This window comes from Sphingomonas sp. IW22 (assembly GCF_041321155.1).
Classification (GTDB): domain Bacteria; phylum Pseudomonadota; class Alphaproteobacteria; order Sphingomonadales; family Sphingomonadaceae; genus Sphingomonas.
On the sequence record NZ_JBGGWB010000001.1, the window covers coordinates 2,046,485 to 2,072,064 of the forward strand.

21 protein-coding genes are annotated in these 25,580 nt (G+C 65.5%); 8 read left to right on the forward strand and 13 right to left on the reverse strand.

Features of this window, described 5'->3' with window-relative positions:
- Positions 1 to 7 precede the first annotated feature (7 nt).
- The gene (locus tag ACAX61_RS09960) at positions 8 to 2,185 is read left to right on the forward strand and encodes a ComEC/Rec2 family competence protein (protein ID WP_370714599.1); all 2,178 of its coding nucleotides are present in this window, start codon (positions 8 to 10) and stop codon (positions 2,183 to 2,185) included.
- A complete protein-coding gene (gene bla, locus ACAX61_RS09965) occupies positions 2,182 to 3,063 on the forward strand; it encodes a subclass B3 metallo-beta-lactamase (RefSeq protein ID WP_370714600.1) in 882 nt (293 codons plus the stop codon). The genes ACAX61_RS09960 and bla overlap by 4 nt, the downstream gene beginning before the upstream one ends.
- A 21-nt stretch (positions 3,064 to 3,084) precedes the next feature.
- Here the strand turns inward: bla and lexA are convergent, their stop codons facing one another.
- The 6 genes from lexA to ACAX61_RS09995 are packed head-to-tail and all read right to left on the reverse strand — an operon-like array spanning position 3,085 to position 7,844.
- Positions 3,085 to 3,753 carry a transcriptional repressor LexA gene (lexA, locus tag ACAX61_RS09970; protein WP_370714601.1) on the reverse strand — a complete coding sequence of 223 codons (669 nt, stop codon included), beginning with the start codon at positions 3,751 to 3,753 and terminating at the stop codon, positions 3,085 to 3,087.
- 54 nt (positions 3,754 to 3,807) lie between these two features.
- Positions 3,808 to 4,989 carry a molybdopterin molybdotransferase MoeA gene (locus ACAX61_RS09975; protein ID WP_370714602.1) on the reverse strand — a complete coding sequence of 394 codons (1,182 nt, stop codon included), beginning with the start codon at positions 4,987 to 4,989 and terminating at the stop codon, positions 3,808 to 3,810.
- The gene (moaC, locus tag ACAX61_RS09980) at positions 4,989 to 5,462 is read right to left on the reverse strand and encodes a cyclic pyranopterin monophosphate synthase MoaC (protein WP_370714603.1); all 474 of its coding nucleotides are present in this window, start codon (positions 5,460 to 5,462) and stop codon (positions 4,989 to 4,991) included. The genes ACAX61_RS09975 and moaC overlap by 1 nt, the downstream gene beginning before the upstream one ends.
- On the reverse strand, positions 5,459 to 6,247 hold the full coding sequence (trpC, locus tag ACAX61_RS09985; protein ID WP_370714604.1) for an indole-3-glycerol phosphate synthase TrpC: 789 nt from the start codon (positions 6,245 to 6,247) through the stop codon (positions 5,459 to 5,461). The genes moaC and trpC overlap by 4 nt, the downstream gene beginning before the upstream one ends.
- The gene (gene trpD / locus ACAX61_RS09990; RefSeq protein ID WP_370714605.1) at positions 6,244 to 7,239 is read right to left on the reverse strand and encodes an anthranilate phosphoribosyltransferase; all 996 of its coding nucleotides are present in this window, start codon (positions 7,237 to 7,239) and stop codon (positions 6,244 to 6,246) included. Before trpD ends, trpC begins: the two co-directional genes overlap by 4 nt.
- Positions 7,236 to 7,844: an anthranilate synthase component II gene (locus ACAX61_RS09995; protein WP_370714606.1), complete on the reverse strand. Its 609-nt coding sequence runs from the start codon at positions 7,842 to 7,844 to the stop codon at positions 7,236 to 7,238. The genes trpD and ACAX61_RS09995 overlap by 4 nt, the downstream gene beginning before the upstream one ends.
- 81 nt (positions 7,845 to 7,925) lie before the next feature.
- Between ACAX61_RS09995 and ACAX61_RS10000 the strand changes: the two genes are divergently transcribed.
- Positions 7,926 to 8,333, forward strand: coding sequence for a hypothetical protein (locus ACAX61_RS10000; protein ID WP_370714607.1), 408 nt, complete (start codon positions 7,926 to 7,928; stop codon positions 8,331 to 8,333).
- 28 nt (positions 8,334 to 8,361) lie between these two features.
- Here ACAX61_RS10000 and ACAX61_RS10005 read toward each other — a convergent pair whose 3' ends face one another.
- Both ACAX61_RS10005 and ACAX61_RS10010 read right to left on the reverse strand, forming a co-directional pair.
- On the reverse strand, positions 8,362 to 9,855 hold the full coding sequence (locus ACAX61_RS10005) for an anthranilate synthase component I family protein (protein WP_370714970.1): 1,494 nt from the start codon (positions 9,853 to 9,855) through the stop codon (positions 8,362 to 8,364).
- Positions 9,855 to 11,798 (reverse strand): peptidylprolyl isomerase, encoded by a 1,944-nt coding sequence (locus ACAX61_RS10010; protein ID WP_370714608.1) that lies wholly within the window; start codon positions 11,796 to 11,798, stop codon positions 9,855 to 9,857. Before ACAX61_RS10010 ends, ACAX61_RS10005 begins: the two co-directional genes overlap by 1 nt.
- Positions 11,799 to 11,922: 124 nt before the next feature.
- Here ACAX61_RS10010 and tpiA point away from each other — a divergent pair, with 124 nt between their 5' ends.
- Positions 11,923 to 12,672: a triose-phosphate isomerase gene (tpiA, locus tag ACAX61_RS10015; protein ID WP_370714609.1), complete on the forward strand. Its 750-nt coding sequence runs from the start codon at positions 11,923 to 11,925 to the stop codon at positions 12,670 to 12,672.
- A gap of 13 nt (positions 12,673 to 12,685) precedes the next feature.
- Here the strand turns inward: tpiA and ACAX61_RS10020 are convergent, their stop codons facing one another.
- Positions 12,686 to 12,982 (reverse strand): YciI-like protein, encoded by a 297-nt coding sequence (locus tag ACAX61_RS10020; RefSeq protein ID WP_370714610.1) that lies wholly within the window; start codon positions 12,980 to 12,982, stop codon positions 12,686 to 12,688.
- Positions 12,979 to 14,367 (reverse strand): leucyl aminopeptidase family protein, encoded by a 1,389-nt coding sequence (locus ACAX61_RS10025; protein ID WP_370714611.1) that lies wholly within the window; start codon positions 14,365 to 14,367, stop codon positions 12,979 to 12,981. The genes ACAX61_RS10020 and ACAX61_RS10025 overlap by 4 nt, the downstream gene beginning before the upstream one ends.
- An 84-nt stretch (positions 14,368 to 14,451) precedes the next feature.
- On the opposite strand from ACAX61_RS10025, the gene rimO reads away from it, so the two are divergent.
- From rimO to ACAX61_RS10040, 3 genes are all read left to right on the forward strand, one after another.
- Positions 14,452 to 15,783 (forward strand): 30S ribosomal protein S12 methylthiotransferase RimO, encoded by a 1,332-nt coding sequence (gene rimO / locus ACAX61_RS10030; RefSeq protein WP_370714612.1) that lies wholly within the window; start codon positions 14,452 to 14,454, stop codon positions 15,781 to 15,783.
- 73 nt (positions 15,784 to 15,856) lie between these two features.
- Positions 15,857 to 19,420, forward strand: coding sequence for a DNA polymerase III subunit alpha (gene dnaE / locus ACAX61_RS10035; RefSeq protein ID WP_370714613.1), 3,564 nt, complete (start codon positions 15,857 to 15,859; stop codon positions 19,418 to 19,420).
- A 93-nt stretch (positions 19,421 to 19,513) separates the two neighbouring features.
- Entirely contained in the window at positions 19,514 to 21,106 is a 1,593-nt protein-coding gene (locus tag ACAX61_RS10040; protein ID WP_370714614.1) for a long-chain fatty acid--CoA ligase, read from the forward strand.
- On the opposite strand, the gene ACAX61_RS10045 is transcribed toward ACAX61_RS10040, so the two are convergent.
- Both ACAX61_RS10045 and ACAX61_RS10050 read right to left on the reverse strand, forming a co-directional pair.
- The gene (locus ACAX61_RS10045) at positions 21,093 to 21,932 is read right to left on the reverse strand and encodes an endonuclease/exonuclease/phosphatase family protein (protein ID WP_370714615.1); all 840 of its coding nucleotides are present in this window, start codon (positions 21,930 to 21,932) and stop codon (positions 21,093 to 21,095) included. The two genes, ACAX61_RS10040 and ACAX61_RS10045, sit on opposite strands and share 14 nt — an antisense overlap.
- Positions 21,933 to 21,972: 40 nt before the next feature.
- The gene (locus tag ACAX61_RS10050; RefSeq protein WP_370714616.1) at positions 21,973 to 23,043 is read right to left on the reverse strand and encodes a PA0069 family radical SAM protein; all 1,071 of its coding nucleotides are present in this window, start codon (positions 23,041 to 23,043) and stop codon (positions 21,973 to 21,975) included.
- Between the two features lie 146 nt (positions 23,044 to 23,189).
- Between ACAX61_RS10050 and ACAX61_RS10055 the strand changes: the two genes are divergently transcribed.
- Entirely contained in the window at positions 23,190 to 24,803 is a 1,614-nt protein-coding gene (locus ACAX61_RS10055; RefSeq protein WP_370714617.1) for a phosphoenolpyruvate carboxykinase, read from the forward strand.
- A gap of 51 nt (positions 24,804 to 24,854) precedes the next feature.
- Here ACAX61_RS10055 and ACAX61_RS10060 read toward each other — a convergent pair whose 3' ends face one another.
- Positions 24,855 to 25,397 carry a hypothetical protein gene (locus tag ACAX61_RS10060; RefSeq protein WP_370714618.1) on the reverse strand — a complete coding sequence of 181 codons (543 nt, stop codon included), beginning with the start codon at positions 25,395 to 25,397 and terminating at the stop codon, positions 24,855 to 24,857.
- Positions 25,398 to 25,580: the final 183 nt, after the last annotated feature.

The following is a 25,580-nucleotide window of genomic DNA, read 5'->3' on the forward strand; positions in this document are numbered from 1 at the left end:
ACAGGTGATGCCTTACTGGCCTAGCCGCGCCCCTAGCACGCACCCCGGCGCGCTTCAAATCGGAGCGCCGGGCCGATGGTTCAACCCGCGCGCAGCCATCGAATCGCTGCTGGAGGCAGAGCGCGACCAACTGCCCCTTTGGCTGCCTGTGGCAATGGGGTGCGGCATGGCGGCGTGGCTTTCGCTGCCATGGCGGAGCCACTGGATCGCGTTCCTGCTGGCAATGTCGGCAATTGCAGCGGTCGCCATCGCCCTGGGTCGGGGTGGGCGGGCATCGCGCTGCGTCGCCATCGGCGCCGTGGCGGCGGCCATAGGCTGCGCGCTGATCTGGGCCAGGGCTGAAACTGTTCGCGCGCCTGTGCTGGCGCGACCGGCGGTCGTGACGCTGGATGCGGTGGTCGAGACGGTCGCTCAGCTACCGGCGCGCGGGATCACGCGCGTGACGTTGCAGCCGGGCCGCGATGACCTGCCGCCCCGCGTGCGCGTCAATATCGCCGCCGATGACGTACCGGATGCGCTGGTCGCGGGCGCGCGGGTTCGGATGAAAGCGCGGCTGATGCCGCCCGCACCACCGGCGGTGCCGGGCGCCTATGACTTTGCGCGCGTCGCATGGTTTTCCGGTCTGGGCGCCACGGGCAGCGCGCTGGGGCCAGTAACGATGCTGTCGACGCCGGGATCGCAAGCACAGACACTGCGAGAGCGGCTGACCGGGCATATCCAGTCGCGCGTCGGCGGCAGCGCGGGCGGGGTGGCATCGGCGCTGGTGACAGGGGATCGCGGTGCTATCGCGGTCGAGGATGATGAGGCATTGCGCCGATCCGGCCTTGCTCACCTGCTGTCAGTCAGCGGGCTTCACGTCACGGCAGTCGTTGGTGCGACGATGCTGCTGGTGCTGCGGCTGCTGGCGCTGTGGCCGGCGCTGGCGCTGCGGGTACGCTTGCCGGTGGTGGCTGCCCTGGTCGCGGCACTGGTGGCGGGTTTCTACACCTGGCTCACCGGGGCGGAGGTGCCGACGGTCCGCTCGCTGATCGCGGCACTGATCGTGCTGGCGGCGCTGGCAATGGGACGGGAAGCGATTACGCTGCGTCTGGTCGCGGCAGGGGCGGTGCTGGTGCTGCTGCTCTGGCCCGAAGCGATCGCGACCGCCAGTTTCCAGCTGAGCTTCGCCGCCGTAACCGCAATTGTCGCCTTGCACGAACATCCACGGGTTCGCGGGTGGTTCGCCCCGCGTGAGGAGGGGCGTGGTGCGCGGATGCTGCGCGGCCTTGTCTCGCTGCTGCTGACGGGGCTGATCGTCGAGCTGGCTTTGATGCCGATCGGACTGTTCCATTTTCACAAGGCCGGACTGTACGGCGCCGCCGCCAACCTGATCGCCATCCCGCTGACGACCTTTGTCGTGATGCCGGCGGAGGCGCTGGCGCTGGCGCTGGACATGGTGGGCGCAGGGGCGCCGCTCTGGTGGCTGGTGGATGTCGCCCTGTCGATGCTGCTGGCAATGGCGCGCGGGGTCGCGGCGGCGCCGGGTGCGGTCGCGGCATTGCCGACGATGCCGCAATACGCCGTTGGCCTGATGATCGGCGGCGGCTTGTGGATGGCATTGTGGCGGACCAGGGGGCGCTGGTTGGGGGCGGCTCCCTTCCTTCTCGGCGCGGTGGCGGCGCTGCTGGCACCGGCACCGGAAGTGATCGTAACCGGGGATGGCCGCCACGTCGCGCTCCGTGCCGCCGACGGATCGGTGCGGCTCCTTCGCGAGCGCGCGGGCGACTATGTGCGTGGCGTGCTGGGCGAAGCTGCCGGAATCGACACGGCGCTGGACGCCATGGACGACTGGCCGGATGCACGATGCAGTCGCGACCTGTGCATGGCCAAGTTAGTTCGCGGCGAGCACCAGTGGATCGTCACCGCTACGCGCAGCGCCGACTATCTGCCGATCGGGGACATGCTGAACCTGTGCCGGGCGAGCGATATCGTCGTCAGCGACCGCCGCCTGCCGCGCGGTTGCACACCGCGCTGGCTGAAGCTGGACCGCACCTTGCTCAGCCAACTTGGCGGGGTGGCGATCGACCTGGACCGGTGGCGCTTGTCGAGGGCGCGGACAGCGGGCGACCAGCCGTGGAAGCAGCCCGACCGGATTGCGCCGGCCAGCTTGCGGCGGAGTCCCCATGCGGCCAGTAATGGGCTATGAAAATTGCCCTCGCGTCCGCCCTGCTCCTGTCCGTTACCCCGCTGAGCGCGGTCGCGCAGGATCACGCCGGTCAGCGGGCCGAGTGGAATCGGCCGCAACAGCCGTTTCGCATCGCGGGCAATCTCTATTATGTCGGCACCAGCGAACTGGCCGCATATCTGATCACCGACCCCGCCGGGCATGTGCTGATCGACGTCCCTTTGGCCGAAAGCGCCCCCCGGATTGCGGCGAATATCGAAGCGCTCGGCTTCAAGGTGCGCGACATTCGGCGGCTGCTGGTCAATCACGCGCATTGGGATCATGCGGATGGACTAGCCGCGTTCAAACGCCTAAGCGGCGCGACGTTATGGGCGAGTGCAGCGGACAGGGCGACGCTGGAAAGCGGGCGCGCGACCGATCGCGATGACTTGCCGCCACTCGCGCCGGTCAAGGTCGACCGGATCTTGCGCGACGGCGACGTCGTTGCAATCGGGACCACGAGGATCAAGGCGCATCTGACGCCCGGCCATACGCCGGGATGCACCAGCTTTACCCTGGAAACGCGAGACCCCAGGATTTCGCAAGGGCGGCCGCTAAAGGTGTTGCTGGCCTGTAGCATGACCGTTGCTGGACAAAGACTAGTGAACAATGCCCGCTATCCGGCCGCGGCGGATGACTTCCAGCGCAGCATGGCGCGAATGAAGTCGATCAGGCCCGCCATCTTCCTGAACTTCCACGCCGGTGGCTTTGATCTCGCGGCGAAGCGTGCTCGTCAACTTGACGGAGATGCGGCGGCGTTTGTCGATCCGAGCGAGTGGCCGCGCCGCCGACTTGAGGCAGAACAGGCTTTTCAAACGGAATTGGCGCGACAAAAGGCCGAACAACCGGCCGCACGCTGACGCCCGGTCGCTCGGCTTCGATCAATAGCGGCGCAGCAGCCCGGCGAGCTTGCCCTGAATACGTACCTGATCGGGGCGGTAATGCTGGGGCTGATGGCTGCCGTTCGCTGGATCCAGCCGAACCATCGCGCCTTCATGGCGGAGATATTTCAGCGTCGCCTCATGGTCGTCGATCAGCGCCACGACGATTTCACCGTCGCGCGCGACTTCCTGTCGCCGGATCAGTGCATAGTCGCCGTTCAATATACCGGCCTCGATCATCGAGTCGCCCGCGACTTCCAGCGCGTAATGGTCGCCGGAGCCGAGCAGGGCTGCCGGCACCGGCAGCATCGTCGCACCCTCAAGCGCCTCAATCGGCACGCCTGCAGCGATGCGGCCGTGCAGCGGTACCTCGACCACGTCGTTTGCGGGAACGGGCAGCGTGACGGACGCTGTCCGAGTGGGTGTCTTGGCCTTTTTCACGACTGGCTCGCCGCGCTCGGGCATGCGCAACACTTCCAGCGCACGGGCACGATTGGGCAGGCGCCGGATGAAGCCGCGTTCCTCAAGAGCGCTGATCAAGCGATGCACACCCGATTTCGACTTAAGGTCGAGCGCTTCTTTCATTTCCTCAAAGGACGGCGAAACACCGGTTTCGCCCAAGCGATCGGAAATGAAGCAGATAAGTTCGTGCTGCTTGCGCGTCAGCATCGCGCTTCTCCCAAGGAACAGACACTGAACGTCTATGCTTTGTTCTTATCGCTGTCAAGCAAGCGGCAGGATGCGAACCCGGTCCCCCGGCTCAGCAGGCGGCGCGTGGGGAAGGCGCAGCAACAGACAGTCAGCGCGGGCAAGCGTTCGCAGCATCGAGCTGTCCTGAACGGCTGCAACATGGACGCGGCCGTCGATCCGCGCGGCCCGCAAATAATCGGTCCGCTCGCCATTTGCGGGCAGCCTCTCTCCCATCACAGCATCCGTTAACGTAGGGAAGGGGCTGGCAGCACCCGCCAGATACGCGATCAGCGGGCGCACGAAAAGCGTCGCGGTGACAAAGGCGGAGACGGGATTGCCGGGCAGCCCCACAACGACCATGTCTCGCAGCGTGCCCGCCAGCATCGGCTTGCCCGGGCGTAGCGCCACGCGCCAGAAATCCAGCGACGCTCCTGCCGCCGTCAGGGCTGGGCGGACCAGATCATGGTCGCCCACCGAAGCGCCGCCGGTCGTGACCAGCACATCGGCCTGAACCCCGGCAAAGCTGTCGCGCATAACGTCCAGCCGATCGGGCAGGATGCCCATATCGACAATCTCGACCGGCAAATCGCCAAGCAGCGCCGCCAGCATCACGCCGTTGCTTTCCGGCAACTGGCCGTCGGCCAGCGGCTGTCCGGCGGGGCGAAGCTCGTCCCCGGTCGCCGCGACGGCCACGCGCACGCGGCGGCGCGCAGGCAAGGTCGCATGCCCCGCCACCGCGGCCAGCGCGACGCGCGCGGGCGTGTACCGATCGCCCTGGTCGATCAGCGTGTCGCCGTCAGTGAAGTCCAGCCCGCGCTGGCGCACATTGCGGCCGGGATGACCGGGACCCTCGCCGCTCAGCCGGACCACGCTGTCCGTGACGACCGCTTCCTCTTGCACCAGCACGCAATCGGCGCCCGTCGGCATCGCTGCGCCAGTGAAGATGCGGACGGCCTGACCGCTCGTGATTGATCCGCCGAATGGCCGACCAGCGGCGCTTTCGCCAATCAGCAGGAATGGGCCGGGCAGGTCGGCATGGGCAATGGCATAACCGTCCATGGCGGACAGGTCGCGCTCGGGCTGTGTGCGAAGCGCCGCGACCGGCTCGGCCGCCCAGCGACCAGCCGCATTGCGAAGGGCGACGCGCTCGATCGCCAGCGGTCTGCCAAGACCGATCAGCCGGGTTTGCGCCTCATCGACAGGCAGCAACGGCATCAACGTGGGGCCACCCAGTCGCCGGATTTGCCGCCAATCTTCGACTTCAGGTGAATGTCCCGTATTGTCATAGACTTGTCGATGGCCTTTGCCATGTCGTACAAGGTGAGCAGGGCGACCGAGACGGCGGTTAGTGCCTCCATTTCCACGCCGGTCACGCCGAATGTTCCCACCAGCGCCTCGGCCACCACACCCGCGTCGTCGAGTTCGAGGGACAGCTCGACCCGCGACAGGGGCAGCGGGTGGCACAACGGGATAAGGTCGGCGGTCCGCTTCGCAGCCATAATGCCTGCAATGCGTGCGGTTGCGAGCACATCGCCTTTGGCCACCGCGCCGTCCCGGATCGCACGAACCGCATCGGCGCTCATGTCTATACGCCCGGCCGCAACAGCACGGCGAGCGGTAGGTGTCTTGCCGCCGACATCGACCATCCGCGCGGCACCGGCCGCGTCGATGTGCGTCAGGCCGGTCAACCGACCAGCGCCCGTGTCGCGGCTTCGACATTGGCCTGACGCATCAGCGCCTCTCCAATCAGGAAGCAGCGGATGCTATGATCTGCCATCGCGTCGAGCTCGGCACGGCTGTTCAGTCCGCTTTCGGCGACGAAGGTGCAGTCCTGGGGCGCCGATCCAACCAGTTCATATGTCTTGTTGAAATCGACCGTGAAGTCTTTGAGGTTGCGGTTGTTTACACCAATCAGTCGCGACTGGAGCCGGGCGGCGCGCGCCATCTCCCCCGCATCGTGGACCTCGACCAGCACATCCATGCCCCGCTCGATCGCGGCGGCCTCGATTTCGGCCATGGCGCCGTCATCCAGCGCGGCAACGATGATCAGGATTGCATCAGCGCCGATCGCACGGGCCTCAGCCACCTGCCACGGATCGATCATGAAATCTTTGCGAAGGACGGGCAGGTCACATGCCGCGCGCGCGGCGACCAGATAATCCTCATGCCCCTGAAAGCCCGGCGCGTCGGTCAGCACCGACAGGCAGACGGCACCGCCCGCGGCATAGGCGCGGGCATGGGCGGGCGGGTCGAAGTCGGGGCGGATCAGCCCCTTGGACGGACTGGCCTTTTTCACTTCGGCAATCAGCGCGTGGCGGCCCGATGCCGCGCGGGCGTCCAGCGCTGCCTTGAAGCCGCGCGGTGCGCTTTGTTCGCCGGCGCGAGCGTCAAGGTCCGCAATGGACGCCTTGCTGCGACGCTCGGCCACCTCCTCCCGCTTGCGTTCGAGGATACGGGTCAGCATGTCACTCATACGCGGTCGATCCAGCGGCGAAGAAGGGCGGCGGCACGGGCGCTGTCGATTGCTTGGGCGGCCTGTGCGGCGCCAGCCGTAAGCGTTTCGGCACGGCCCGCAATCATCAGCGCAGCAGCGGCATTGAGGAGCACGGCGTCACGATAGGCGCCCGCTTCACCGGCCAGCAAATTCTTCAGCGCCTCTGCATTCTCGGCGGCGTCACCGCCCCGAATGTCCGACAGGGGGTGGCGTGTGAGCCCGGCATCCTCAGGCGCGATGGTGGCTGGCAGCGCCGCCGCGCCAACATTGGCGGCGACGCTTGGACCTGCGCAGGAAAGCTCGTCCAGCGCATCCTCACCCGACACCACGGCAGCCGCCTCTGCCCCCAGCAGCGACAGTGCCTGAGCATAGACGGGTGCGTAGTCGGGTCGAGCAATGCCGATCAACTGGCGCTGAACCCGCGCCGGGTTGGCCAGCGGACCCATCAGGTTGAAGATCGTCCGCCGTCCGATCCGGCGGCGCAGCGGCGCGATGCGGGCGAGCGCCGGGTGATGATTGGCGGCGAACAGGAACGCGATGCCCAGTTCCTCAAGGGTGCGCTGGGCGCTCTCCGTCGCAGCGTCCAGGTTCAGGCCCAACGCCTCCAGCGTATCGGCCGCGCCCGCCTTTGACGAAGCGGCGCGGTTACCGTGCTTGGCGACGGGCACGCCGCATGCTGCGACAATGATCGCAACCGCCGTCGATACGTTCAGCGTGTGATGGCCATCGCCACCCGTGCCGCACACGTCGATGGCATTTTCGGGCGCATTCAGTGTGATCATCCGTTCGCGCAGCGCGCGGGCGGCAGCGGCAATCTCGATCGCGGTTTCGCCGCGTTCGGTCAGGCCGATCAGAAATCCCTCGATCGCGGCGTCGTCGACGCGCCCGTCGAGGATATCGGCAAAGGCCGACGCGGCGCTTTCGTGCGACAGCGGCGTTGCGGGGTCGGGAAGCAGCGTCGCGACCGTCATGCCGCGATTCCGCGCGGCAGTTCGGCGGGCATCACCGCGTCCAGCCCGGCATCGCGAAGGAAATTGGCGAGCATTGCGTGGCCATGTTCGGTGGCGATGCTTTCAGGGTGAAACTGCACCCCATGGATCGGCAGGCTGGCGTGGCGAAAGCCCATGACGCTGGCATCGGCAGCGGTTGCGTTGACGACCAGTTCTGACGGCACATCGGTGACGATCAGCGAATGATATCGCGTCGCCGTGAATGGGGAGGGCAGGTCGGCGAACAGCCCGGTGCCGTCATGTTCGACCGGGCATGTCTTTCCATGCATCAATCCGCCGCGCACCACCTTGCCGCCGAAATGCTGGCCGATCGCCTGATGGCCCAGGCACACGCCCAACAGCGGCTTGCCCAGTTCGGCACAGGCCGCGACCAGATCCAGGCTGATGCCCGCTTCGTTCGGCGTGCAGGGGCCGGGAGAGATCAGGAACGCCTGTGCGTTGGTCGCGATCGCGTCCTGCGCGGTCATCGCGTCATTGCGTTCGACGCGAACTTCGACCCCCAGTTCCATCAGATAATGGACCAGGTTCCAGGTGAAGCTGTCGTAATTGTCGATGACGAGGAGCATATGCGCTCTCACTTAACCCTCGTTCAGCCGTGCGCAAGCATGTCGCGGCGATGAACATGCGAAACCGCCGGAGATGTGACGATGCGCCGCCTGTTGATCCTGCCCCTGCTGGCGTTGGCCGCGCCCCTTTCGGCGCAGGAGGCGGAGCAGACGGCAAGCACCAGACCGCCCCAGCGGATCAAGAATGTGATGCTGCGCGAGGGGGAGGAATGCCCCAAGGCCAATGGCGACGAAATCGTCGTGTGCGGGCGACTGGACCCTGACGAACTTTATCGCATTCCCGAACCGTTCCGGCAGCCACGATTCGACCCCGCGAACAATTCGTGGACCAACCGCGCGCAGACGATCATGGAGGTGAACCGCGCGGGCCTGCCCAACAGCTGTTCGCCGATCGGCACCGGCGGGCAGACGGGCTGCAACCAGCAATTGCTGGATCAATGGTGGTCGTGGAAGCGTGAGCAGCAATCGGAAGCGGCGCGCATCCCATGAACAGCGCCGAAGGAGGGGGCGTTCGATGCTATTGCCCGAAGCGCCCCTCCGCCGCCCGGGCCACGGCTTCGCGCGCGGCGGCCAGCAGGGCGCCCGCCTTTGCCTCGCACTCCCGCTGTTCATAGGCGGGGTCGCTGTCAGCGACGATGCCTGCACCGGCCTGAACATGCATGATGCCATCCTTGACGATGCCGGTGCGCAGCACGATGCACGAGTCCATCGACCCGTCGGGTGAGAAATAACCGACCCCTCCAGCATAGGCGCCGCGCGCTTCGGGTTCGAGTTCGGCAATGATCTGGCAGGCACGAACCTTTGGCGCGCCGCTGACCGTCCCGGCGGGGAAGCCTGCGAACAGCGCGTCGACGGCATCGCGATCCGGGTGCAACTGTCCGACCACGTTCGACACGATGTGCATGACATGGCTGTACAGTTCGACCGTGTAGCTGTCGGTCACGCGCACGCTGCCCGCACTTGACACGCGGCCGACATCGTTGCGGCCCAGATCAAGCAGCATCAGATGTTCCGCGCGTTCCTTTGCGTCGGCAAGCAGGCTTTCGCGATTTGCGGCATCGGCGGCGGCATCCGCGCCGCGCGGGCGGGTGCCGGCGATCGGGCGGATCGTCACCTCTCCATCGCGTACCCGCACCAGGATCTCAGGGCTGGAGCCGGTCAGTGCAAAGCCCGGCAGATCGAGGTGGTAGAGAAACGGTGATGGATTGATCCGGCGCAGCGCGCGGTAGAGCTCGATCGGCGGCAGCGCGAACGGAGCCGTGAAACGCTGAGCCAGCACGACCTGAAAGATGTCGCCCGCAGCGATGTATTCCTTGGCAGCAGCAACCATCTGGCCATAGCGGCCGGGTTCCAGAACCGGGGTGAACGCCGGGTCCTCGCACTCGGTTCGGGCGGGCGGCGGCAGCGGCGCGGCGGCGAGGCGGGCGGATGTCGCCTCAATCGCCTCACATGCACGGTCGACGGCTTCGGCGCCATGTTCGGGCCATGCGGGTGCGACGACAAACAACGCGTCGGCCAATCGGTCGAACACCAGCAGCACCGTCGGGCGTGCGAACAGCATGTCGGGAATGTCGATGGCGCGAGCCTTTGGCGTTGGCAGCTTTTCGACCAGCCCGATGGTTTCATAACCGAAATACCCGACCAGACAGGCGAGCGCGCGGGGCAGGGCGGCGGGCACGTCGGCACGGCACGCGGCGACCAGATCGCGCAGCGCGCTCAGGCTGTCGGCTTCACAGGGCTGAAAAGCGTCCCGGTCGGTCAGCCAGTGGCGATTGACCTCTGCCGACGCGCCCGTTGCGCGGAACACCAGATCCGGGGCCAGCCCGATCAGGCTGTGGCGGCCGCGCACCGCGCCGCCCTCGACCGACTCGAGTACGAAGTCGCCACGACCCGGCTCGAACAGCTTGAGTGCCGCCGCGACTGGCGTTTCGGTGTCGGCCAGCTGGCGGCGCCACAAAAGCGCGGGCCTGCCTTCGGCCAGCGCGGTGCGAGCGGCTTCGATCCCCTCGATCACTCGGCCGCCACGCCCTGACCGGCAAGGTCGGCCTTCAGCTTGGCCAGACCTGCCGCGTTACGCTCCACACCGACCAGTTTCTTGGCGGCATTGGTGAACTGCTCGGCATATTCGCGGCCAACGACCGAACCGAGTCCTGCGCGGGTGGAGCGAATGACGCCTTCATTGCCCTTGGCGTCGCCGGGGGTGATGTCGGTGACAGTCACCACGAACCAGCCGCCATTGTTCGGGGCTTCCAGCACCTTGGCGGTGCCGCGCTTCATGTTGAACATCAGCGCGACCGGCGGGGGCAGCTGGATGCGACGCGCGGCCAGTTCCGCACGGGACACGTCAACCGTCTGCACCGCGGGGCCGTTCACGCCTGCTGCGCCCAGGGCCTGCTGGAGCCCCGTGCCGCGGCCGACATTGGCGACGACGGCATCGGCCTGCTTGCGCGCGGCGAGCTTGGCCTGCTGGCGCCGCCAGTCGGCGACAACGGCCTCGCGGATGGTCTGCAGTGGACGGGCGGCGGCGGGAACAATGCGACCCAGCGCGACGATCGCGAAGGTGCCTTCATTGCCCAGCGCTACCAGCTGCGGGGCGTCGCCATCCTCTGCCGCGAAGCCCGCTTCCATGATCTGCGCCAGACGTGGGTCGGGCTGCTGCTGCGGCGCGTCGGGGTTCAGCGCCTGTGCAGTCAGGGCGGGCGTCGTTTCAGCCTTCAGCTTCTGGTCCGCGACCAGCTCGTCGAAGGTGGCACCATCGCTGATGCCAGTGTCGAGCTTGCCCTGGATCGCGACCAGCGCCTCGGTTTCCTTGCGGCGGCGCACCTCGGCCGTGAGTTCGTCGCGCACGGCGGCAAGCGGCTGACCCGCCGACTGGCTGATGCCCGCAACCTTGATGATGTGGAAGCCCAGCGGCGAGCGGACGGGGCCGACGACCGCACCCTGCTGTCCGGCGAAGGCAGCGCGGGCGACATCTGCGGAGCTTTGCGTCGCGAATTCGGATTGCTTGGCGTTGCTGATCGTCGTCGCTTCAAGTCCGGCGGCGCGGGCGGCGGCGCCAACGGCGGTGCCGCCCTTCACCTGACCGGCAATGCGATTGGCCAGCGCCTGATCGGCAACGATCACCTGCTCCAGCGTGCGGGTCGCGGTCGGCGCGTATTTGTCGCCCGCAGCCTTATATGCGGCCTGAAGCTCGGCATCGGCCACCTGCACCTGCGCGGCGAAGGCTTCGGGCGTGACCACGGCATAGCGCACGACGCGGCGTTCCGGCACCGTGTAACGCTGACGATTGTCGGCATAGTAGCTCGACAGCTGCTGATCGCTGGGGTTCGCGTTGCCAGCGGGCTGGGCGGGAACAAGTGCGATCTGGCCCTTGCGCTTCTCCAGCAGCAGCGAGGCATAGGGCAGGGCCAGCTGGTCCGCGACTTGGCTGGTGCCGACGGTCGGAGCGATCAGCCATTGGGCATAGGTTTCGCGCGCAATGTCGGCGCGAAGCTGCTCAGGCGTGATCTGACGGCTGGCCAATGCGCGTTCGAAATTCTGCTGGCTGAACTTGCCGTCGAAACCCAGAAAGGCGGGAATGCTGGCAATCTGTCCGTCGACGAACGCCTTGGAGGCAAGCATGCCGCTTTCTTCCGCAAACTTTTCCAGCACCAGGCTGTTCTCAACGCGGCCCAGCACGCTTTCGAATCCACCCGCGGCAAGGAAGCCGGGCATGTCCAGCCCCTGCTGTTCCTGCCGGACGGCGTCGAGTGCAAGCCGGGCGCGCTGACGAATCTCTGCTTCCCCGACGGCGTCACCATCCACTTCGATCAGGGTCGTGCCGGTCGCACCCCCGGACTGGCCGAGGTTGTTGATGTCGGCCAGGCCGAAGCTGATCGCGATGATCGCCAGCGCGGCAAGCGTGAAGAGCACGCCGAAACGCGATTTGATGATCCGGCGGAAGAATTTTAGCATTGACGTCCGTTCGCAAGCCACTGTCAGTTGTCCGCGCTTTAGGCGGCGGCGTGCGATGGGACAAGCTTGTGCTGGCGGGCGGTCGCTGGCATCGGGTGCATACGATTGCAAAACGGGGGACGCGATGACGCGACGCAAGCTGGTGGCCGGAAACTGGAAAATGCACGGGCTGCGCGGCGCCGTTTCAGAGATCGAGGCGATTGCCGCTGCTGCGGCGGCGCATCCGAACGTCGACGTGGCGCTATGCGTGCCGACGACGCTGATCGCGCTGGCGGCGGAGCATGCGGGCGCGCTGGCGATCGGGGCGCAGGATGTACATGAGCGCGATTCGGGCGCGCACACCGGCTGCGTTTCGGCGCCGATGCTCAAGGAAGCGGGCGCGACGACGGTCATTGTCGGCCATAGCGAGCGGCGCGCCGACCAGAACGAGACCAGCCACGACGCCTGGGCCAAGGCCGCCGCCGCCCGCCGCCATGGCCTGCAGGTCATCCTGTGCTGTGGCGAGACCGAGGCGGAGCGCGATGCAGGCCGGGCGGAACGCGTCGTTCAGGCGCAGATCGAAAAATCGGTGCCGGAGGATGCCAGCGGCGACTGGTTCACGCTCGCCTACGAACCCCGTTGGGCCATCGGCACGGGCCGCACCCCGACGATTGAGGAAATTGCGTCGATCCACGCCATTGCACGCGCCAAGATGCGGCAGATGATCGGCGATGCCGCCGGCGGCATCCGCATCCTGTATGGCGGATCGGTGACCGGCGCCAACGCCGCGCGCATACTCGCCGCGCCGGAAGTCGATGGCGCGCTGGTCGGCGGCGCCAGCCTGACCGCTGAAAAGTTCGTGCCCATCATCGAAGCCGCCGCCAGGCTCGGCTGACGGCGCGTGGGGATCAGGGGCGGACCGGCGCCGCTGCCTGTTCCCCGATCACGGTGGTCCAGGGTACCACCCGCCATGCCCGCACCAGACCATTGATGACATAGGGATCCGCGTTGGCAAAGGCGAAGGCGGCATCACGGTCGCTGAACAGCAGCATTGCCGACTCGGGCGGGTCGCCCACCGCCCCGCCCAGCAGTATCGCGCCGCGATCGGCCTGTTCCCAGCCAAGCGACAAATGCTCGGCGCGATATTCGCCGCGCCGCGCGAGATAATCGGAGGACAGTTCGTAGATCAGCAGCCAGTGGCTCATGCGGAATACCTGTTTTGAAGAACCCGCCACGCCGCGCGCAGGCCGTAAGCGTCGCCGCCCTTGGGTCGGCCCGGCTTGGCAGCGGGGCGCCATGCGAATACGTCCATATGCGCCCATGCAATGTCGGCGGGCACGAAACGGCGCAGGAACAGCGCGGCAGTGATGGCGCCGGCAAACGGCCCTTCGGCCGCGTTGACCATGTCGGCCACGTCCGACTTCAGCATGTCGTCATACGCATCCCACAGGGGCATTCGCCACAAGGGGTCGGCTTCGGCACTTCCTGCATCGGTCAGTTCGGCAGCGAGCGCGTCGTCATTAGCGAACAGGGGCGGCAGGTCGGGGCCGAGCGCCACGCGCGCCGCACCGGTTAGGGTCGCGAAGTCGAGCAGCAATGCCGGCTTTTCCTCAACCGCGCGGGTCAGCGCATCGGCCAGGATCAATCGACCCTCGGCATCGGTATTGGTGTTCTCGACCGTCAGCCCCTTGCGGGAACGAAGCACGTCGCCGGGGCGAAAGGCATCGCTGCCGACCGCATTCTCGACGGCGGGGATCAGCAGGTGCAGCCGCACCGGCAGCCGCGCCGCCATGACCATTTGGGCGAGCGCCAGTGCATGGGCGGCGCCGCCCATATCCTTCTTCATCAGCCGCATCGCGCCCGATGTCTTGATGTCGAGTCCGCCGGTGTCGAAGCAAACGCCCTTGCCGACAATGGCAACGCGTGAATGATCGTCCCGACCCCAGTCGAGCTCGATCAGGCGCGGCCCGCGCTGTGCCGTCGCGGCGCGCCCGACGGTGTGGATCATCGGATAGCCCCGTTCCAGTTCGCGCCCCTGCGTCACCGTCAGCCGGGCACCATGTGCCTGACCGACCGCACCGACAGCTGCTTCCAGTTCGGCGGGGCCAAGATCACCGGCGCCGGTGTTGACCAAGTCTCGCACGCGCACCGTTGCTGCCGCTTCACGCAGCGTCGCGTCGATGCGCTGCGGCTCTCCCGTCAGCAGCACCCGGGCGCCCACGCCGTCTTCCTTGCGATAGCGCTCGAAGCGATATTGTCCCAGCAGCCAGCCAAGCATCGCCGGGCCGGGTTCCTGGCCCGCCAGGCGATAGGTTCCCTCAGGCAGCGTTTCTGCCAACCGCGCAAGGCACCATGGGCTGAGTGCCGCGACATTGGCGACGGACGAAACCACCGACCAGCTTTCAGCGTCTTCCCCCGGCAGGATCGCGCTGGCAAAGGGCGTGGGGCGAAAGCGTTGCGCCGTCAGCATCGCCCGGTGGCGGGCCGGCTGCTGCTTCAGCCAGTCGTCATGGCTGCTCGGATCGACAAGGTGGATGGCGTGCGCGGGCTGGCCGCGATCGGGGGCAAGACAGGCCTTGAAATCAGTCATCGCGTCGAAAGCTAGGACTTCGACGGCGGTTGCGCCAGCCGCTATCGCTTTTTGCCGCCACATCCATTATCTGCGCGAACGATCATGGCAACGCGAATCCCTGAAGCCCCCAAGGTGGGGATGGTGTCGCTCGGCTGTCCCAAGAATTTGGTCGACAGCGAGCGTATCCTGACCAAATTACGATCCGAGGGCTATCGGATGTCGCCCGACTATTCCGGCGCCGATGTGGTGCTGGTCAATACGTGCGGCTTTCTGGACAGCGCCAAGGAAGAGTCGCTGGAAGCGATCGGTGAGGCGATGGCCGAGAACGGCCGCGTCATCGTGACCGGCTGCATGGGCAAGGAAGCCGAGGCGATCCGCGCGCGTTTTCCGCAGGTGTTGGCGATCACCGGGGCGCATGAATACGAACAGGTGGTCGAAGCCGTCCATTCTGCCGCGCCGCCGATCCCGTCGCCCTTCGTCGATCTGGTGCCCGAAGCGGGACTGAAGCTGACGCCGCGCCACTACAGCTATCTGAAGATTTCGGAGGGCTGCAATCACCGGTGCAGCTTCTGCATCATCCCGGCGCTGCGCGGCGATCTGGTCAGCCGCCGGCCGGACGCGATTTTGCGCGAAGCGGAAAAGCTGGTCGCGGCGGGCACGCGCGAATTGCTGGTCATCAGCCAGGATACGTCGGCCTACGGCGTCGACATCCGCCGCGAACCGCGCATGTGGAAGGGACGGGAGGTCGTGCCCCACATGACCGACCTTGCCCGCGAACTGGGCCAGTTGGGCGCGTGGGTGCGGCTGCACTATGTTTATCCATACCCACATGTCGATCAGGTGATCCCGCTGATGGCCGACGGGCTGGTGCTGCCGTATCTGGACATTCCGTTCCAGCATGCTGCGCCATCGGTGTTGAAGCGGATGCGGCGCCCCGCGAACGAGGCCAAGGTGCTGGAGCGGCTGCGCGGCTGGCGTGAGATTTGCCCCGACATCACCATCCGCTCGACTTTCGTCGTGGGTTTCCCCGGTGAGACGGATGCGGATTTCGAATATCTGCTCGACTGGCTGGACGAAGCGCAGCTCGACCGTGTCGGTGCCTTCCGCTTTGAGCCGGTCGAGGGCGCTGCCGCCAACGATCTGGACGGCGCGGTGCCGGAGGAAGTGAAGGAAGAGCGTTACGCCCGCATCATGGAGCGAACTGCCGCCATCTCTGCCGCGAGACTTCAGGCAAAGATCGGGCGCGAGATCGACGTGATCCTCGACGCGGTCGACGACGAAGGCGGCGCGACGGGCCGGTCCAAGGCCGACGCGCCTGAGATCGACGGCGAGGTGTTCCTGCGCGATGTGGTCGGCGCCAGCGTCGGCGACGTGATCCGCGTCCGGGTCGAGGATGCGGACGAACATGACCTGTACGGCGCGCCGGTCGGTTAAGCGAGAAGCTGTGGATAACGCTGTGGACAACTGCGCGGGGCGGGTTCCAACCGGCGGGCGCCACGCCTAGCCTATGGTGATGCACGCCGGTTTCGTTCCTCTTCGCGTTTTCTCCTGCTACACCATGCTCGACGGCGCGATCGAGCCGAAGGCGATTGCCAAGCATGCGCGCAAGCTTGGCTTTCCCGCCGTCGCGCTGACCGACCGCAACGGGCTATATGCCGCAATGGCGTTTTCGGACGCCTGCAAGGATCAGGGCGTTCAGCCGATTATCGGCACAATGCTGTGCGTCGCGCGGCCCGGCGGGGTCGAGGGGCGGGCACCGATCCTCGACTGGCTGGCGCTCTATGCCCAGGATGAGCGTGGTTATGACAATCTGTGCGCGCTGGTGTCGGAAGCGCATCTGGGTCGCCCGGTCGAACTGGACGCGCATGTCCCGCTTGAGGCGCTGACGGGTCGCAGCGACGGACTGCTGTGCCTGACCGCCGGGGGCGAGGGTGCACTGGCCCGGCTGCTGGCCGACGATCAGCGGCGCGATGCGGCGGCGTATCTGGACCAGTTGCAAAATCTGTTCGCCGACCGGCTGTTCATCGAACTCAGCCGGCGCGGCGACCCGGTGGAGGTAGCTGCTGAGGCGGCGCTGATCGACCTCGCCTATGACAATGACCTGCCGCTGGTCGCGACCAATCCAAGCTGCTTTGCCGAGGCGGATTTCCACGACGCGCATGACGCGATGCTGTGCATTGCCCATTCCAGCTACGTCATGTCTGAGGATCGCAAGCGCAGCTCGCCCGAAGCATGGATGAAGCCGGCCGACGTGATGAAGGCTGACTTCGCCGACCTGCCGGAAGCGATTGCGAACACGCTGATCGTGGCTCAGCGTTGCGCAGTGGCTGCTCCCAAGCGCAAGCCGATCCTGCCCAGCCTGGCCGGCGACCGTGAGGGTGAGGCGCGGATGCTGCGCGACACCGCACGCGCAGGGTTGAAGGCGCGGCTGGAGCGGATCGCAGCGCTTGAGGGCAAGCCGCTGGTCCCCGGCTGGGATCGCCCGCATCACGGCAATGTCGCGGATGACGGCACCAATCCGACGCCCGCCGAACTGGAGGCCGCCGACGACTGGACCGCAATCTACTGGACGCGGCTGGACTATGAGATCGACATCATTGTCAAGATGGGGTTTCCCGGCTACTTCCTGATCGTCGCCGACTTCATCAAATGGGCCAAGGACCATGATATTCCCGTGGGACCGGGTCGCGGTTCGGGCGCGGGTTCGGCCGTCGCATGGGCGCTGACCATCACCGACCTTGATCCGATCAAGCTGGGCTTGCTGTTCGAACGCTTCCTGAACCCGGAACGCGTGTCGATGCCCGACTTCGACATCGACTTTTGCGAAACGCGGCGTGGCGAGGTCATTCGCTATGTTCAGGCCAAATATGGTCATGACACCGTCGCCCAGATCATCACCTTTGGTAAGCTGAAGGCGCGCGCGGTGTTGAAGGACACCGGCCGCGTGCTTCAGATGAGCTATGGTCAGGTCGACCGGTTGGCCAAGCTGGTGCCCAACCTGCCGGCCGACCCGTGGGATCTGAAGCGGGCGTTGAACGGCGTCAGCGAACTGGCCCAGGCATATGAGCGAGAGGACGATGTCCGCCGCCTGCTCGATCTGGCGATGAGCCTTGAGGGGTTGCCGCGCCACTCCTCCACCCATGCGGCGGGCGTGGTGATCGGGGACCGTCCGCTGGCGCAGCTGGTGCCGCTGTACCGCGATCCGCGATCCGACATGCCGGTGACCCAGTTCGACATGAAATATGTCGAGGGCGCGGGGCTGGTGAAGTTCGACTTTCTGGGCCTGAAAACGCTGAGCGTGCTTCGCAAGGCGGTCGATCTGCTCAAGAAACGCGGCATCACGGTCGACCTGGACGGCCTCGCCTGGGATGACGAGGAAACCTATGCGCTGCTGCAACGCGGCGACACGGTGGGCGTGTTCCAGCTGGAATCCGAAGGCATGCGGCGTACGCTGTCCGCCGTGCGCCCGTCCAATTTCGGCGACATCATCGCGCTCGTCTCACTCTATCGGCCGGGTCCGATGGACAACATTCCCAGTTTTGGCGCGCGCAAGAACGGGCGGGAAAAGGTCGAATATCCGCACCCGCTGCTGGAAGGCATCCTGTCCGAAACCTACGGCATCTTCGTTTATCAGGAACAGGTGATGCAGGCGGCGCAGATCCTGGCGGGATATTCGCTGGGCGGCGCAGACCTGTTGCGGCGCGCGATGGGCAAGAAGGTAAAGGCGGAAATGGACGCACAGCGCGCCATTTTCGTGACCGGCTGTGCCGAGCATAATCAGATCCCGGCGGCCAAGGCGAATGAGCTGTTCGACTTGATCGACAAGTTCGCGGGTTACGGTTTCAACAAGTCGCACGCCGCCGCCTACGCGCTGCTCGCCTATCAGACGGCCTGGCTGAAGGCGCATTATCCGCACGAATTCTTTGCCGCGTCGATGTGCTTCGACCTGGCGCTGACCGACAAGCTGGCGATCTTCATCGACGATATGAAGCGCCTGAACATCCCGTGTCTGCCCGCCGACCTGAACGCCAGTGAGGCGGAGTTCGACGTGCAGCCGCATGAGGATGGCTTTGCCGTCCGTTATGCACTGGCCGCGCTGAAGGGCGTGGGTGAACGCGCGATGGAACAGGTGGTGGAGGAGCGGCGGGCCAAGGGGCCGTTCGCTTCGCTCGACGATTTCGCGCGCCGCGTCGATCCGCGACTGCTGAACAAGCGGCAGGTGGAAACGCTGGCGGCGGCAGGCGCATTCGATACGATGAACGACAACCGCGCCGGGGTTCATGCGGCGGCGGAAACCATCCTCGCGACTGCGCAGCGCATCCACGCCGGGCGCGCCAGCGGGCAGGGCGGCCTGTTCGGAGAGGGGGAGGCGAGCGAGCCGCCGGTCCGCCTGCCGAACGTCAACTGGACGCTGGTGCAGCGCATCGGCGCGGAAAAGGATGCGTTCGGCTTTTACTTCTCGGCCCATCCGCTCGACCGCTACGCGCATCTCGCAAAGGTTCATGCCGCACGCCCCATCGCCGCGTTGAGCGAGGTGCAGGTGGCCGAAGGCGCGCGGGCCGGGGCAACCGTCGCCGCCCTGATCGAGGACGCGCGCTGGCGCACCTCCGCACGCGGCAAGCGGTACATGATGGCGACACTGTCCGACGCGAGTGGTCAGGTGGTCGCCACCTGTTTCGAGGATGCCGCCGCCGACGCGCTTGAGGAAGCATCCAAGGCGGGCGGATGCGGGCTGTTGCAGGTCGAACTCGATCGCCGCGCGGGGGAGGATACGGCGCGTGTCACCGTCAAGTCGGTCCAGCCGTTCGAAACGCTTTCGAACAATGCGCGGCTGGTCCTGACGATCTGGATCGAGGATGCCGCGGCCCTTACGCCGCTCGCCCGCTTGCTGGGGGAGCAGCGCGGCGGCCGTTGTCGCGCACGCGTCATCGCGCCGTTCGACGGCGGTGAGGCAGAGGTGTCGCTGGGCGAGGACTTCCTGCTCGACGGCGAGCTGGTTGACGCGGTGCGCGCCATTCCGGGAACTCGAGACGCCGAACTGCTCGCCCCGCGCCTGCAACTTGCGGGCTGACGCCTGAACAGCAACCTTCGGTAACATTTCTGCCACTGGACTAGTCGCGCCCGCTGGCTATCCTCCATACCCAAAACAGGAATGGAGAGAGCGATGCTTGGAGCGATGCAGGAATTCGAACTGCGCGTGCCGCGTCTGGTGGAGCATGCCGAACGCGAATATCCAACGCGCGAGATCGTGACGCGGTGGGCCGATGGCAGCGAAACCCGGACCGACTGGGCGGGTATTGGGCGCGATTCGCGTCGGCTGGCGCAGGCCCTGGAGCGGCTTGGGCTAAAGCCCGGCGACCGGGTGGCGACCATGGCGATGAACCATGCGCGACATCTGGTCGCCTGGTATGGAACGATGGGGATGGGCGGCATCCTGCACACCATCAATCCCCGCCTGTTTCCGGATCAGCTGGCCTATATCGGCAATCACGCGCATGACCGGGTGCTGCTGTACGACCGCGCCTTTCAGCCTGTGGTCGACAAGCTGAAGTCCGAATGGACGACGATCGAGCATTATGTCTGTTTCGACGATCCCGGCCCCCACGGGTTCGAGGCGTGGATCGCGAAGGAGGATGGCGACTATGCCTGGGTCGAAGGCAGTGAGCGCGACCCGTGCATGCTGTGCTATACCAGCGGCACCACCGGCAATCCCAAGGGCGTGCTGTATTCGCATCGCTCGTCAATGATCCACGCCATGTCGGAAGTGCAGCCGTCGGTTTTTGACCTGTCGACGCGCAGCGTGGCGATGCCCATTGTGCCGATGTTCCACGCGGTCGGCTGGGGCATTCCCTTTTCGGCGCCGATGGTGGGACTGAAGTTCGTCTTTTCCTGTGTCAACGACCCCGCTGTGTTGTGCGAGTTGATGAACCGTGAAAAGGTGACGCACTCTGCCGGGGTGCCGACCGTCTGGTTCGCCATGTTCCAGCATATGGATGCGACTGGCGCAGCACCCGACCATTTGCAGCTGGTGACCATCGGCGGTTCCGCTGCGCCGCGTTCGATGATCGAGCGGCTGATGAAGATGGGCATTCGCGTCAATCACGCCTGGGGCATGACCGAAACGTCGCCGATCGGCACTGTCGGCGCGCGCAGTCCCGATTGGGACGAGCTGACCTTCGATCAGCAGGTCGATCAGGTCAGCCGGCAGGGGCGGGCGCCGTTCGGGATCGACATGCGCGTGATCGACGATGAAGGCCGCGTCCTGCTGCGTGATGGCAAAAGCTCAGGCCGGTTGATGGTCAAGGGGCCTTGGGTGGTCGATCAGTATTTCGAGGAGCCGCACCGCGCGGTCGATGCCGATGGCTATTTCGATACCGGCGACGTGGCCGTCATTCATCCCGACGGCACGATGCAGATCACCGATCGGGCCAAGGACGTGATCAAATCGGGCGGAGAGTGGATCAGCTCGGTCGAGCTGGAAAATGCCGCCGTCGGCTGCGCTGGCGTCGCCGAGGCCGCTGCGATCGGGGTCCATCATCCCCGGTGGGAGGAGCGCCCGATCCTGCTGGTTGTCAAAAAGCCCGGTGCGGATGTCTCGGAAGGAGCGATTCTGACGCATCTGGCGGGGCATGTCGCCAAATGGTGGCTGCCCGACGAGATCCATTTTGTCGACGAATTGCCGCATACCGCCACGGGTAAGCTGCTGAAAACCGCGCTGCGGGAGCGTTATAAAAACTACACGCTCAAGGCCGCCTGACCGGGAAATCGAGCGTCGCAATGACGGGAAAGTGATCCGACGGATAGCGACCCTGCAGGGGGCGGTCGTCCGTCCGGATCGCTTCTACCGTAAAGCCGCGCGTCATGATCCAGTCGATGCGGCGATCGGCCTTGCCGGTAAAGCCGTGGAAGGTCGCCGCCGTCCCGCTGCGGCGCGGGGCGGTCGTCCATGCGTCAGCCATGCGGGCGGTCAGCGCGGTATAGGCGGCGCTCTCGGGCACGGTGTTGAAGTCGCCGGTCAGCACCACAGGCTCATCGGTCGGCAGGGTGCCGACGAAGGCAGCAATGGCACGCGCCCCCTTTTCCCGCGCATCTTCATCCTCCCCGCGATAGGGAAAATGGGTGTTGATGACGGTGAAGCGGCGGCGATCGACGATACGTTCGAACCGGCCCCAATTGACCATGCGGGGCAGGGGGTGCCTCCAGCTGATGCTGCCCGGCTGGTCCGGCGTGTCCGACAACCAGAAATCGCCGCTGTCGATCAGGCGCAGTCGGTCGCGGCGATAGAAAATACCCATATGCTCATCGCCATGCCCGCCCTTCCGGTCGCGACCGAACCAGGCATAGCGCGGATCGGCCTTTACGATCGCCTCGCCCTGTTCGCGGAACAGTTCCTGCGTCCCGACCACGTCGGCGCCGATCCCCCGCCATACTTTAAGAAAGCGGTCCCGGCGCGCTGACCAGCGGTCCGGACCATCGCTGTCGGCTGGCAGGCGGACGTTGAAGCTCATGACCGTCAGCGGCTCCGCCCGTACCGAAAGGGGGGTGACGAGGGCGAATGCGAGCAGGGCAAGAAATCGAATCATGGTCGACCTTTAGCCGAACCGCCCGCGCCCGCCGACCCCGTCAGAACAACTCACCCTGCGCGCCGCTCGGCTTGCGGAACAGGTCGGTGCGTAACGTGACCCGCTGCCCTTCCAAGCCATATTTCCGGCACGCCTTGTGGAAGCGGGTTCGCAGCAGATCGGCCCAGACGCCCTGACCCTGCATCCGCGTGAAGAAATCGGGATCATTGTCGCGGCCACCGCGCAGCGACTGGATGATCGAGATCACCTTGCCCGCACGGTCAGGGAAATGCGCGTCGAGCCACGCGCGGAACAGCGGCGCGACCTCATGCGGCAATCGCACGGGGATGAAGAAAGCGGCGTGCGCGCCCGCTTCGGCCGCGCGCTCCAGTATATGCTCCATTTCATGATCGGTGATTGCCGGAATGACCGGCGAGATTGAAACGAAAGTCGGTATCCCCGCTGCTGTCAGTTCGCGGATGGCGCGCAATCGCCGTTCCGGTTGCGCGGCGCGTGGCTCAAGCGTCATCGCGATTTCGCGGTCCAGCGTCGTCACCGACAGCATCGCTGCCACCAACCCGCGTTCGGCCATAGGCGCCAGAATGTCGATGTCGCGCAGGATACGGTCGGACTTTGTCGTGATGGTCAGCGGGTGGGCAGTTTCGGCCAGCACCTTGATACAGTCGCGCGTGATCCGCCAGTCGCGCTCGATCGGCTGATAGGGGTCGGTATTGGTGCCAAAGGCAATGGGGCGGGGCACATAGCCGGGCTTGGCCAGTTCGGCCCGCAACAGCGCGGCGGCGTCAGGCTTGGCAAACAGCCGGGTTTCAAAATCCAGTCCGGGCGACAGGTCGTGAAAGGCATGGGTCGGCCGCGCGAAGCAATAGATGCAGCCATGTTCGCACCCGCGATACGGATTGATCGAACGGTCGAACGGCACGTCGGGCGAGGCATTGCGCGCGATGATGGTCCGCGGATGCTCAACGGTTACGCTGGTGCGCAGGGGCGGAGGCTCCCCGTCGATCGCAGTTCGCGTATCCAGCCAGTCGCCATCGGCCTCCCGCTGCGAGAGCCCGAAACGGTCGCTGACCGGATTTGATGTTGCCCCTCGGACCGCTCGCTGACTGGCCATACCGAACCTTACAGCGCGGTGCCGAACATAACAAGAACAATGCGAACGGCGGATCGTCACAATTGAGAGGTTTGACGATGCCGCGTACAGCACCTATGCAGTCTGCATACGTATGCGGCGTAAGGCCGCAAAAGGGAGAGAGCTTCGTGACCGAACGGACGCCGCGACATGATCTGAATGCGCAGGGCATCGCAACCGGCGCTGTCATTCACTGGAACCTCGGCACGGCCGCACTGGTCGAACATGCCGTCGCGCGCGGAGAGGGGCATTTGGCCAAGGACGGACCGCTTGTGGTCGAGACGGGCCGCCACAGCGGTCGATCCGCGCAGGATAAGTTCACGGTTCGCGACGCGCACACCGCCGACACCATCTGGTGGGGCAAGTCGAACAAGCCGATGGAGCCAGAGGCGTTCGCTGCGCTCAAGGCCGATTTCCTGGCGGCGGTGGCCGAACAGGACACGTTGTTCGTGCAGGATCTGTACGGCGGTTCGCAGGCTGAGCATCGCGTCAACGTCCGCGTCATCAACACGTTGGCGTGGCATAATCTGTTCATCCGTACGATGCTGGTCCGGCCAGAAGCCGAAGCGCTGGCCGATTTCGTGGCCGATTTCACGATCATCGACCTGCCTGATTTCCGCGCTGACCCGGCCCGCCACGGCTGCCGTTCGGAAACGGTTATCGCGGTCAGCTTTTCGGAGCGCATGATCCTGATTGGCGGCACGCGTTATGCTGGTGAGATGAAGAAGTCGGTCTTCGGCGTTCTGAACTATCTGCTGCCTGAAAAGGGCGTGATGCCCATGCACTGTTCGGCCAACATCGGTGCGGATGGCGGCACGGCGGTGTTCTTCGGCCTGTCCGGCACAGGCAAGACGACGTTGTCGGCGGATGCCAGCCGGACGTTGATCGGCGATGACGAACATGGCTGGTCGGACACCAGCGTCTTCAATTTCGAAGGCGGCTGCTATGCCAAGATGATCCGCCTGTCGGCGGAGGCGGAACCAGAGATCTTCGCCACGACCAAACGGTTCGGAACGGTGCTCGAAAATGTGGTGATGGACCCGGTCACGCGTGAACTCGATTTCGATGACAGTAGCCTGGCCGAGAACAGCCGCGGCGCCTATCCGATCGATTTCATTCCCAATGCCAGCGCTGATAATCTGGGGCCGGTGCCGCGCAACATCGTGATGCTGACCGCCGACGCGTTTGGCGTGCTGCCGCCGATTGCCCGGTTGACGCCCGAACAGGCGATGTATCATTTCCTGTCGGGCTATACGGCGAAGGTAGCCGGCACTGAGATCGGCGTGACCGAGCCTGAAGCGACCTTCTCCACTTGTTTCGGGGCGCCGTTCATGCCGCGTCACCCGTCGGTCTATGGAAACCTGCTCAAGGAACGGATCGCGCGTGGCGGCGTCGATTGCTGGCTCGTCAATACCGGTTGGACGGGCGGCAAATATGGTGTGGGGAGCCGCATGCCGATCAAAGCGACGCGCGCACTCCTCAACGCCGCGCTCGACGGTAGCTTGAAGGATGCCGAGTTCCGCCGGGACCCCAATTTCGGATTTGACGTCCCCGTCGCAGTGCCGGGGGTCGACGTGGCGATCCTCGACCCGCGCTCGACCTGGGCGGACCCGGCTGAATATGACGCGACCGCTGCGAGGCTGGTTGACCTGTTCGTCGATAATTTTGCGCAATTCGAAGCACATGTAGAGGACGGGGTGCGGCAAGCGGCCCCGGCTCGCTTGGCTGAGGCAGCAGAATAGCGCATTATGCCGGAGCTGCGCGTCCGCCATGGACGCGCGGCAACCTTTCCGTCAGCGAATACGCTTTACCTTAACTACGCGGTTAGAGTTGTTGAGGCGCGCGATGTAACTGCCAAGGATCCCGGCTTCGATTTTGATGGGCTGTCCCGCTTTGGGGAACAGACCGGACCGGGTTTCGGTGGTCTGCCACTGTGACTCGTCGCCCAGAACAAACACGAACAGGCCGTTGCCGGCGTTTGCAACGCGGGTCAGGGTGGACTCGATTTCCTTCACCTCCGGCTCGCCCTTCGCGCTTGCGTCGTTCTGCCCCTCTCCGAACAGGCCGAGCCGGGGCAACTGGAAACCGAACACCCGCCGTTTGGCGCGTCGCATGCCTTCGCGATCAAGCATCACGACATCGCCAGCATCACGGGCGGCCAGTAGGGCTGCAGCAGTACGATCAAAACACGCCAAACGCGCGGAATCGTCGGATTGACCGCGGCATTGTGCAAGCGCGTCTGCGAGCGCCGCCGCGGACCCGTTGGACTGCTGAGCCTTAGCGGCTGCCGGGGCCGCAATCGCCATGCTGATGCTGAGAAACAACGCTGTCCGCACTTCATGCTCCTCTTTTGCGTTCGGGACGGTGATCCTTTCGGTCTCCTAGCTGATGGGCGGCCGTGACAGAACTGTGACTATATTGCCACCCTTCATTGCGAATTTGCGCGCTGCAGCGAAATCTCGTTGCTCGTGTGACCATGTGAACCATAGGATTTGATCATGCCGGTATCAGGGACCGGT